The sequence below is a fragment of the Longivirga aurantiaca genome (genome assembly GCF_042660085.1).
In the GTDB taxonomy this organism is placed as follows: domain Bacteria; phylum Actinomycetota; class Actinomycetes; order S36-B12; family CAIYMF01; genus Longivirga; species Longivirga aurantiaca.
In genome coordinates, this window is sequence record NZ_JBHSTI010000002.1 from 650,324 (window position 1) to 660,413 (window position 10,090).

Here is a 10,090-nt window from a genome sequence, read left to right on the forward strand (position 1 = left end):
GCCGTGGCAGTGAAGCGGGACCGGCACGGCCGCGGGGTGCGTGGCCCCCTCGCGCCGTCGTCGTCCCCGGCGTACGTCCCGCGGATGGAGCGGTTCGGCAACCTCGTCGCCCAGGCGGTCGACCGGCTCGAGCCGCGCTGGCGCGCCCATGTCAGTGCGGTCGACATCGAGGTGCAGGACTCCCCTCCCGTCACGGCGGCGGACGTCGCCGACGGCGCCGAGGTGCCGCTCGCGGGGTACCGCCTGGCGCCCGACCGGCGCTCGGCCTCCGGGGCGCCGGTGACCGTGGTCGTGTTCCGCCGGCCGGTCGAGCTGCGCGCCCCTGAGCGCGCCGCCCGGGTCGACCTCGTGCGCGACCTCGTGGCCGAGCAGCTCGCCGACGCCCTCGGGCTCGCGCCCGGCGACCTCGACCCGGCGTACGACGACCCGGCCGACTGAGGTCGTGGCGCCCCCGCCGGACTAGCGCAGGGGGAGCAGCTCGCGCTCGAGGTACGGCGTCAGCAGGACGCTGAACGTGCCCGTCAGGTGGTTCGCGTCGCGGTAGACCCGCACGCCGCCCACCGCCACCGGGCAGGTGCCGTCGGCGCAGAAGTACCGCGTGAGGTCGAGCACCCGCAGGCCCAGCGCCGCCGCCGCGTCGCGCCGCCCGTCGTCGTTCCTCATCGCCGCGGCCTTCGTGGGCGAGCAGCGGTTCACGTCGTCCGGGTGCGCCTGCGCGCAGGCCCAGGCGCCGGAACCGATCGACGGGGTGTCGCGCAGGACCACGACCTCGATGCCCGACCGTACGAGCGGGGCCCAGGCCGCCTCGAAGCCCGCCGCGGAGACCTGGTCGGGGTCGGCCGCCGACCCCGTGTCGTAGGCGAGGCCGGCGAAGCTGGAGACCACGACCGTCCGGAAGCGTCCCGCGAGGAGGGCTTCCTGCACGCCGTGGCTCCACGACATGCAGCCCGCCACGTGTGCCGCCGGCGCCTCGCGCGGCGTCTCGGTGAGCGGGCAGCCCGAGCGCGCGAACAGGTGCAGCTCGAGATCGTTGCGCCGGGCCGTCGCCTCGAACGCAGGAAGCCACTGGAAGGCGTGGCTGTCGCCGACCAGTGCCACCGCGGTGCCGCCGCGCACGCCGTAGACGCAGTCGTGCACCGCGTAGTCGGAGCCGTAGGAGAGGCACGTGCCGCTTCCCGCCGTCTTGCTGATGGGGGTGAGGTTCGCCGCGGTCTCCTCCTCGACGCCCACTGCCGGCACGACGTCGTCCCACGTGAACCGGGCGCACTCCGGTTCGACCAGGGCGCTCGGACCGCGGCACGACTCGGCGTCCCACGTCGCGGCCGGCTTCGAGGTGGAACGTGGGCCGATCCGGCTGACGAGGTCGTCCTGAGCGGCCTGGTCCGCGAGCTGCCGCTCGTCGAGGCTCCGGCCGGCGCCCAGGCTCGCGGCCTGCACCCCGGCCGCGAGGACGAGCATCGAGGCGAGACCCAGCACGAGCACGCGCCGCGGTGGGAGGCGCATCGCCCACGGGTGGAACCGCACCGGGTTCTCGACGAGCCGGACGGTGAGCCAGGCGAGACCGGTGACGGCCAGCCCGACCGGGATCAGCTGCCACCATCGCAGGGCGGTGCGGCTGGGCTCGTCGGTCACGCCCCAGGCCGTCAGGGCGAAGGGGAGCAGGACCAGCACGGGCCAGTGCCACAGGTAGATGCTGTACGAGGTCTCCCCGACCAGCTGGACCGGCCGTGCCGCCAGCGGTCGCGCGAGCGACCAGCGAGCCTGCGGGTCGCGTGCCCAGATGAGCAGCGCGGTCGCGGCCACCGGGACGACGGCGTTGAGGCCGGGGAAGCCGAGCTCCACGCGGAACAGCGCCATGTAGGCGAGCAGCACCGCCCATCCGACGTACGACGCGGCCAGGCGCAGCGGGGAGTCGTAGCGGAAGGGGCCCGTGTCGCGCACGCCGGCGTCCCGGCGCATCGCGAGGCCGACCAGAGCGCCGGCCCCGAACTCCCAGACGCGTGCCGTGGTGACGAAGTACGCCGACGGATCGCCCTGCGCGACCAGGACGGCCCCGACGACGAAGCTGGGGACGCTCACGAGCAGGACGGCGCCGAGCAGCGCGGCGCGCGGCCGGACGAGGCGCCCCACCCAGGTCGCGGCACCCAGGAGCAGCAGCGGCCAGAAGGCGTACAGCTGCTCCTCGACGCCGAGCGACCAGAAGTGCAGCACGGGCGACTCGACGCCGCTCGCCTGGCTGAAGTAGTCGACGGACTGGGACGCGAACAGCCAGTTGGCGCTGTAGAAGACGGCCGCGGTGATGTCGGAGTAGAAGCGCTCGCGGATCGACACCGGCACGAGCACCGCGACGGCGACAGCCGTGACGCCGAGGACGGTGAGGCTCGCCGGGAGCAGCCGGCGCGCGCGCCGTGCCCAGAACCGCCCGAGGCCGATCGATCCTGTGCGGTCGAGCTCGCCGAACAGGTGGCTCGAGATGAGGTAGCCCGAGAGCACGAAGAACACGTCGACGCCGACGAGCCCGCCCGAGAGCAGCGCCGGGTTGGCGTGGTAGACGAAGACCCCGAGCACGGCCAGGGCCCGCACGGCCTGGAGGTCGGGGCGCAGGTCCGAGCGCGTGGACGCGCGGACGGGAGCGCGCCGTGATGGTGGCGCGAGTGCGGCCATGACGCGGTGTACCCCCCCAGCCCGGACGGTAACCCGTCCGCTCCGGTTCCTCCGGCGAGGCCCGACCTGGTGGACCGGGCGCGGCGTGGCGCCCGAGTCGGAGGCCCCAGCACGGTCCTGCTCCGGCGTCTGCTCGACCGTAGCAGCGCGGCGCCCGCGGTAGCCCGTCGGCGCGGCCGCCCCCGGCGCACCGTGGCGGACTTCACCGCGTGGCGATGCGGGGCGGTGTCGGCGCACGGCCGTAGATTCGCGACGTGAGTCCGGTCCGGCGCTGCTCCAAGCCCTCCTGCACCCGTGCGGCAGTGGCGACGCTGACGTACGTCTACGCCGACCAGACCGCGGTGCTGGGCCCGCTCGCGACGTACGCCGAGCCGCACTGCTACGACCTCTGCTCGCACCACTCCGAGCGGATGACGGCGCCGCGCGGCTGGGAGGTCGTCCGGCTCGAGCCCGACCCCGAGGCGCTGCGCCCGTCGAGCGACGACCTCGAGGCCCTCGCCGACGCCGTCCGCGAGGCCGCCCGCCCGCGGGTGCCCGTGCCGGCCCCGGTCGAGGTCGGACGCCGCGGCCACCTGCGCGTGCTGCGCACCGACGTCGACGCCTGAGCGTCACCGTCCGCACCCGGCCGTCCCTGGGTCACCCGCCGAGACGATAATCCCTCACGCTCTGTAGTGTTACGATCCCGACACGTAGTCACATCCGCACCATCTGACCCGTAACCCTCGCCACGTACCAGGCGCCTCTTCCCAACAGGCGCCCGCACCCGTACTGTCGGCTCACGGCGCGTGGGGCGCCGCTCGCACGTGATCGGGGACCGCACGACGAAGGGATGGGGGACGACCTCCATGGCCCGCAGCTCTCAGGCCGCCGAGCCCGCACAGCTCGGCTCGCTGACCCAGCGAGGCGCCCGCACGGGCGCCTACTGCCGCGTGTGCGACTCCGAGCGCGTCACGCGCATCTCGATGGAGCTCACCGACGGCTCCCAGGTCGACTTCACCCACTGCCTCGAGTGCGAGAACCGCACCTGGCAGCAGGGCGACGAGGTGCTCTCGGTCGAGCACGTGCTCTCGCGCGCCCGCAAGAACACCTGAGCCGGCCCGTCGCCGGGTGGGCGAGTTCACGCGTCGACCGGCATGGGGAGCCCTCCGCGCTGTGTAGGGTCGCTCCCGTGCTGGACGCCGATCTTCTCGACCGCCTCATCAAGGCGTACGACGTACGCGGCGTCGTCCCCGACGACCTCAGCCCGGAGATCGCCCGCCTCGTCGGCGCGGCCTTCGTGCGCGTGGTCGGCGCCTCCACGGAGGCGGGCGGACCGGGCACGGTGGTCGTCGGCCGCGACATGCGCCCGTCGGGGCCCGCACTCGTGGCCGCCTTCGCCGAGGGCGTGACCTCCCAGGGCGTCGACGTCCTGCTCATCGGGCTCGCCTCGACCGACCAGCTGTACTACGCCGCCGGCTCGCTCGACCTCCCCGGCGCGATGTTCACCGCGAGCCACAACCCCGCGCAGTACAACGGCATCAAGCTCTGCCGCACCGGTGCCTCGCCCGTCGGCCAGGACACCGGCCTGCGCGAGATCAAGCGCCTCGTGCTCGAGTGGTCGGGCACCGGGATCCCGGCGTACGACGGCCCCGCGGGCACCGTGACCGAGCGCGACCTGCTCGCCGACTACGCCGCGTTCCTCAACGCCCTCGTGCCGCTGGGTGCGAGCCGTCACCTCTCGGTCGTCGTCGACGCCGGCAACGGCATGGGCGGCCACACCGTTCCTGCTGTGCTCGCCGGCCTCCCGCTCGCGATCACGCCGCTCTACTTCGAGCTCGACGGCACCTTCCCGAACCACGAGGCCAACCCCATCGAGCCCGAGAACCTGCGCGACCTGCAGGCGAAGGTGCTGGAGACCGGCGCCGACCTCGGTCTCGCCTTCGACGGCGACGCCGACCGCTGCTTCGTGGTGGACGAGAAGGGCGCGATCGTCGACCCGTCGACGCTCACCGCGCTCATCGCGGTGCGCGAGCTCGGCAAGCACCCCGGCTCGGTGATCATCCACAACCTGATCACGAGCGCGGCCGTGCCGGAGATCGTGCTCGAGCACGGCGGCGTGCCCGAGCGCACGCGCGTGGGCCACTCGTTCATCAAGGCGCGCATGGCCGAGACCGGCGCCGTCTTCGGCGGCGAGCACTCCGGCCACTTCTACTTCCGCGACTTCTGGCGTGCCGACTCCGGGATGCTCGCCGCGCTGCACACGCTGGCCGCGCTGGGCGAGACCCCCGAGGGCACCACGCTGTCGAGCCTGCTCGCGCAGTACTCGCGCTACGCGATGTCGGGCGAGATCAACACCACGGTGGCCGACCAGGCCGCCGTCGTCGCGCAGATCACGGCCGAGTACGGCGCTCGCGCCGGGGTCGAGCTCGACGAGCTCGACGGTCTCACGGTGTCGGGCGACGGCTGGTGGTTCAACGTGCGGCCGAGCAACACCGAGCCGCTGCTGCGGCTCAACGCCGAGGGAAAGGACGCCGCGACGATGCAGTCGGTCCGCGACGAAGCACTCGCCATCATCCGTGGGGGAACCGCATGAGCCTCGACCCGCTGCTGCTCGAGGTGCTCGCGTGCCCGTGCGAGCATCACGCGCCCGTCGAGGTCGACGGCGATCCCGCGACCGCGATCGTGTGCACCCGCTGCCGTACGACGTTCCCTGTGCGCGACGGCATCCCCGTGATGCTCCTCGACGACGCCGCGCCGGGCCCGCACGGGATCGGCAACCCGGTCTCCTCCGTGGATGAGTGACGCCGTGACCCTTCCTGACGACCAGGTCCTCGACGACGTCGACGCGCTCGTCGCGGCCGACCCGGGGATGATGCTGCGCGCCACGGGGGACGCCGGTGCGCAGGTGCGCCGCGCGCTGGCCGGCATCGACCGCGACGCCGTACGCCGCATCGCCGCCGACGGCCGCCCGCGCTCGGTGGTCGTGGTGGGCATGGGCGGCTCCGGCATCAGCGGCGACGTGCTCGCCGCGGTCTGCGGTAGCGGCTGCCCGGTGCTCGTCACCACGATCCGCGACTACACGCTCCCGGGCTGGGTCGGCCCGCTCGACCTCGTCCTCGCGGTGTCGTGCTCGGGCTCGACCGAGGAGACGCTCAACGTCGCGGCCGAGGCCGTCAAGCGCGGCTGCCGCGTCGTCGGCGTCGGGTCCGCCGGCAGCCCGCTCGAGCAGACCGTGCGCTCGACGACGTCCGGTGTCTTCCTGGCTGTCGACGCGGGCGACCTCATGCCCCGCGCGTCGCTGTGGCTCCTCGCCACGCCGCTGCTCGTCGTGGCCAACGCCCTGGAGATCGCCGACGTCCCCGACTCCGCGCTCGAGCGTGCGGCCGACGTGCTCGACTCCGTCGCCACCGAGTGCGGCGTCGCCGTGCCGCTCGCCGACAACCCCGCGAAGATCCTGGGGCTCTCTCTCGCGGGCTCGCTCCCGATGGTGTGGGGCACGTCGTTCGTCGGCGACCTCGCGGCGTACCGCATGGCCTGCCAGTTCAACGAGAACGCCAAGCTGCCGGTCGTGTTCGGCGCGATCCCCGAGGCCAACCACAACCAGGTGGTGTCCCTCGACGGCCCGTTCGCCGGCTCGGCGGGCGACGACATCTTCCGCGACCCGTTCGAGGACGGCAGCGGGCCCGCGCGCCTCCGCCTCGTGCTGCTGCGCGACACTGACGAGCACCCGCAGGACGCGCGCCGTGCGGACGTCACCCGCGACATCGCCGAGCGCCGCGGTGTGGCCGTCCACGTCGTCACCGCCCGCAGCGGCCACGTGGTCGAGCGGCTCGCCTCGTTGACCGCCATCGCCGACTGGTCGAGCGTGTACGCCGCCATCGCCCTCGGCATCGACCCCTCGCCCATCGGCCCGATCAACGAGCTGAAGGGTCGCATCGCATGAGCACCGAGGGCGGCACCAAGGCGGTGGTGGCGGCGCTGATCGCCAACACCGGCATCGCGATCACGAAGTTCGGCGCGTTCGCCATCACGGGCTCGAGCTCGATGCTGTCCGAGGCGATCCACTCGGTCGCCGACTCCGGCAACCAGGTGCTCCTGCTCGTCGGCGGCAAGCGGTCCAAGCGCGAGGCGGACGACCAGCACCAGTTCGGCTACGGCCGCACGCGCTACGTCTACGCCTTCGTCGTCTCGATCGTGCTGTTCTGCCTCGGCGGACTGTTCAGCCTCTACGAGGGCTGGCACAAGTTCCACGAGCCCGAGGCGCTCACGAGCCCGATGGTCGCCTTCGTCGTGCTCGGCATCGCGATCGTCCTCGAGTCGTTCTCCTTCCGTACGGCGATCCGCGAGGCCAACAAGAGCCGCGGCACGAAGTCGATGCAGAAGTTCGTGCGCGAGGCCCGTCAGCCCGAGCTGCCCGTGATCCTGCTCGAGGACTTCGGCGCGCTCATCGGCCTCTGCTTCGCGCTCATCGGCGTCACGCTCGCGACCGTCACCGGCGACGGACGGTGGGACGGCATCGGCGCGCTCGCGATCGGCGCGCTGCTGCTGGTCATCGCGGTGTTCCTGGCCCTGGAGATGTCCTCGATGCTCGTCGGCGAGAGCGCGGTGCCGGAGCAGACGGACGCGATCCGTGCCGCGCTCGAGTCGGAGCCGTCGGTCACCCGCATCATCCACATGCGCACGCTGCACACCGGGCCGGACGAGGTCATGGTGGCCGCGAAGATCGCCGTCACGGGCACCGACACCGCCGCCTCGGTGTCCGACGCCATCAACGCGGCCGAGGCCCGGATCCGCGCCGCCGTGCCCGAGGCCCGCTGGATCTACCTCGAGCCCGACCTCGACCGCGAGACCTCCGCCTGAGCGTCCGAAGAGGGACTTTGGCCGGATCGGCGCGCGTGCGGCACAATGGCAGCTGCCCTGCGGTGCAGATCCCCGCGTGAGCACCGGTGAGCCAACGAGGCCTCGTGACGCCCGCCGCGTACCGCCCGTCCCTCGGGCGTAGAAACCGGAGTACCCGCATGAGCACGCCCGACTTCAAGGTCGCCGACCTGTCCCTGGCCGAGTTCGGCCGCAACGAGATCCGCCTGGCCGAGCACGAGATGCCCGGCCTCATGGCGATGCGCGCGCAGTTCGGCGAGAGCAAGCCGCTCTCCGGCGCCCGCATCACCGGCTCGCTGCACATGACGGTGCAGACCGCCGTCCTCATCGAGACGCTCACCGCGCTCGGCGCCGAGGTCCGCTGGGCCTCGTGCAACATCTTCTCGACCCAGGACCACGCGGCCGCGGCGATCGCCGTCGGCCCGACCGGCACCCCCGAGGCCCCCGCCGGCGTCCCGGTCTACGCCTGGAAGGGCGAGTCGCTCGAGGAGTACTGGTGGTGCACCCAGCAGGTGCTGCAGTGGCCTGACGGCGGCGGCCCCAACATGATCCTGGACGACGGCGGCGACGCCACCCTGCTCGTGCACAAGGGCCGCGAGTTCGAGATCGCCGGTGCCGTGCCCTCGACGGACGCGAACGACTCCGAGGAGTACGCCGTCATCCTCGACCTGCTCCGCAGGACGATCGCCGACGCCAGCGTGAACTGGACGGCCATCGCCGAGGGCATCAAGGGCGTCACCGAGGAGACCACGACCGGCGTCCACCGCCTGTACGAGATGCACAAGGCCGGCTCGCTGCTCTTCCCGGCGATCAACGTCAACGACTCGGTCACCAAGAGCAAGTTCGACAACAAGTACGGCTGCCGCCACTCGCTCGTCGACGGCATCAACCGCGCCACCGACGTCCTCGTCGGCGGCAAGGTCGCGGTCGTCTGCGGCTACGGCGACGTCGGCAAGGGCTCGGCCGAGTCGCTCCGTGGCCAGGGCGCGCGCGTCATCGTCACCGAGATCGACCCGATCTGCGCGCTGCAGGCGGCGATGGACGGCTACGAGGTCGCCAAGCTCGAGGACGTCGTCGGCCGCGCCGACATCATCATCACGGCCACCGGCTGCTACGACGTCGTGACCGTCGACCACATGGCGGCCATGAAGCACCAGGCGATCCTGGGCAACATCGGCCACTTCGACAACGAGATCGACATGGCCGGCCTCGCGGGCCTCCCCGGCGTGAAGCGCACGACCATCAAGCCGCAGGTCGACGAGTGGGTCTTCCCCGACGGCCACTCGGTGATCGTGCTGTCCGAGGGCCGCCTGCTCAACCTGGGCAACGCCACCGGCCACCCGTCGTTCGTCATGAGCAACTCGTTCACCAACCAGGTGCTGGCCCAGATCGAGCTCTTCACCAAGCTCGACGAGTACCCGCTCGGCGTGCACGTGCTGCCCAAGCACCTCGACGAGATGGTCGCCCGCCTGCACCTCGACGCCCTCGGCGTCCGGCTCACCGAGCTGACCAAGAAGCAGGCCGAGTACCTCGGCGTCGATGTCGCCGGCCCGTACAAGGCCGACCACTACCGCTACTGAGGCTCCGTGACCGACCAGCCTGACCTGACAGGGGCGCCCTACCCGGGCGCCCCTGTCACGTATGCCGAGGCACGTGACGCCGGCGTCGACCTGCGCCGCCAGCGCTGGGGCCTCGCCGACATCGCCATCGCGATGCTGCTCTCGCTGTTCGCCCCGATCCTCGTGCTCGGCCTGGGCCAGGCGGTCGGAGCGACCCCGGGCACGCCCGTGTGGCTCGTCCTCGCCATCGCCTCGCCGTGGATCGGGTTCGGGCTCTGGCCGTGGCTCACCACCAGGCTGCAGGGCAACGGGGCACGGATCGACCTCGGCGTCGCGTTCCGGTGGTCCGACCTCGGCTGGGGGCTGCTGGGCGGCGTCGCCTGCTGGGTGCTCGCCTCGCTCGTGGCGGGCCTGACCCAGCGGTTCTTCGGCGACTTCTCCTCCTCGGCGGCGGACGCGATCGTCGAGTCCGACGGCTCGAAGGTCGTCACGATCCTCGTGCTCGTCGTCGTGGTGACCCTCGGGCCGTTCTTCGAGGAGCTGTGCTTCCGGGGGCTCGCCTTCGCGGCCGTCGCCAAGTCGTCGGCGGCCCGCGGGCTGCCCGCGGTGCCCCTCGCCACGGTGGTCTCGGCGGTGCTGTTCACCCTCATCCACTTCGAGGTGGTGCGCATCGGCGTGCTGCTCACGATCGGCCTGGTGCTCGGCCTCCTGCGCGCCCTCACCGGGCGCATCGGCGCCAGCGTGGTGGCCCACGGCGTCAACAACCTCGTCGCCGTCGTCGGCATCGTGCAGGTCATCGACTGGTAGTCCGCTGCGCGGTGCCAGCGCCGCGCGGAGCGATGCTCGCTGGTCTTCCGACGCCATATCGCGTCGTACTCTTGAAGCCCCAGAACCGACCCCAGGAACGCCCATGACCACATCCGCCCCGGAGGCGCCGGTTTCCGGCCGTCACCGGTCGTCGGCGTGGGTGCACATGCCGGGTCTGGACGGTGTGCGTGCGGTGGCTGTGG

10 protein-coding genes are annotated in these 10,090 nt (G+C 72.4%); 9 read left to right on the top strand and 1 reads right to left on the bottom strand.

What is annotated here, in order from left to right:
- Positions 1-3: 3 nt before the first annotated feature.
- Positions 4-438, top strand: a complete 435-nt coding sequence (locus ACFQGU_RS03350; RefSeq protein ID WP_386763928.1) for a metallopeptidase family protein — start codon at positions 4-6, stop codon at positions 436-438.
- Positions 439-459: 21 nt separating this feature from the next.
- On the opposite strand, the gene ACFQGU_RS03355 is transcribed toward ACFQGU_RS03350, so the two are convergent.
- Positions 460-2,664, bottom strand: coding sequence for an acyltransferase family protein (locus tag ACFQGU_RS03355; RefSeq protein ID WP_386763929.1), 2,205 nt, complete (start codon positions 2,662-2,664; stop codon positions 460-462).
- A gap of 254 nt (positions 2,665-2,918) precedes the next feature.
- Here ACFQGU_RS03355 and ACFQGU_RS03360 point away from each other — a divergent pair, with 254 nt between their 5' ends.
- From ACFQGU_RS03360 to ACFQGU_RS03395, 8 genes are all read left to right on the top strand, one after another.
- Positions 2,919-3,269 carry a DUF3499 domain-containing protein gene (locus ACFQGU_RS03360; protein ID WP_386763930.1) on the top strand — a complete coding sequence of 117 codons (351 nt, stop codon included), beginning with the start codon at positions 2,919-2,921 and terminating at the stop codon, positions 3,267-3,269.
- Between the two features lie 240 nt (positions 3,270-3,509).
- The gene (locus ACFQGU_RS03365) at positions 3,510-3,755 is read left to right on the top strand and encodes a hypothetical protein (protein ID WP_386763931.1); all 246 of its coding nucleotides are present in this window, start codon (positions 3,510-3,512) and stop codon (positions 3,753-3,755) included.
- A gap of 77 nt (positions 3,756-3,832) precedes the next feature.
- Positions 3,833-5,236, top strand: a complete 1,404-nt coding sequence (locus tag ACFQGU_RS03370) for a phosphomannomutase/phosphoglucomutase (protein ID WP_386763932.1) — start codon at positions 3,833-3,835, stop codon at positions 5,234-5,236.
- The gene (locus ACFQGU_RS03375) at positions 5,233-5,445 is read left to right on the top strand and encodes a Trm112 family protein (protein ID WP_386763933.1); all 213 of its coding nucleotides are present in this window, start codon (positions 5,233-5,235) and stop codon (positions 5,443-5,445) included. The genes ACFQGU_RS03370 and ACFQGU_RS03375 overlap by 4 nt, the downstream gene beginning before the upstream one ends.
- A 4-nt stretch (positions 5,446-5,449) precedes the next feature.
- Positions 5,450-6,586 (top strand): SIS domain-containing protein, encoded by a 1,137-nt coding sequence (locus ACFQGU_RS03380; protein ID WP_386763934.1) that lies wholly within the window; start codon positions 5,450-5,452, stop codon positions 6,584-6,586.
- A complete protein-coding gene (locus ACFQGU_RS03385; protein ID WP_386763935.1) occupies positions 6,583-7,503 on the top strand; it encodes a cation diffusion facilitator family transporter in 921 nt (306 codons plus the stop codon). Before ACFQGU_RS03380 ends, ACFQGU_RS03385 begins: the two co-directional genes overlap by 4 nt.
- 158 nt (positions 7,504-7,661) lie before the next feature.
- A complete protein-coding gene (gene ahcY / locus ACFQGU_RS03390; protein ID WP_386763936.1) occupies positions 7,662-9,101 on the top strand; it encodes an adenosylhomocysteinase in 1,440 nt (479 codons plus the stop codon).
- A gap of 6 nt (positions 9,102-9,107) precedes the next feature.
- Positions 9,108-9,887: a CPBP family intramembrane glutamic endopeptidase gene (locus tag ACFQGU_RS03395; protein ID WP_386763937.1), complete on the top strand. Its 780-nt coding sequence runs from the start codon at positions 9,108-9,110 to the stop codon at positions 9,885-9,887.
- Positions 9,888-10,090: the final 203 nt, after the last annotated feature.

What these genes read in the sequence shown, in the direction of transcription:
- ACFQGU_RS03385 (WP_386763935.1), top strand. Translation starts at nt 6,583, where the DNA reads ATGAGCACCGAGGGCGGCACCAAGGCGGTGGTGGCGGCGCTGATCGCC.
- ACFQGU_RS03365 (WP_386763931.1), top strand. Translation starts at nt 3,510, where the DNA reads ATGGCCCGCAGCTCTCAGGCCGCCGAGCCCGCACAGCTCGGCTCGCTG.
- ahcY (WP_386763936.1), top strand. Translation starts at nt 7,662, where the DNA reads ATGAGCACGCCCGACTTCAAGGTCGCCGACCTGTCCCTGGCCGAGTTC.
- ACFQGU_RS03355 (WP_386763929.1), bottom strand. Translation starts at nt 2,664, where the DNA reads ATGGCCGCACTCGCGCCACCATCACGGCGCGCTCCCGTCCGCGCGTCC.
- ACFQGU_RS03375 (WP_386763933.1), top strand. Translation starts at nt 5,233, where the DNA reads ATGAGCCTCGACCCGCTGCTGCTCGAGGTGCTCGCGTGCCCGTGCGAG.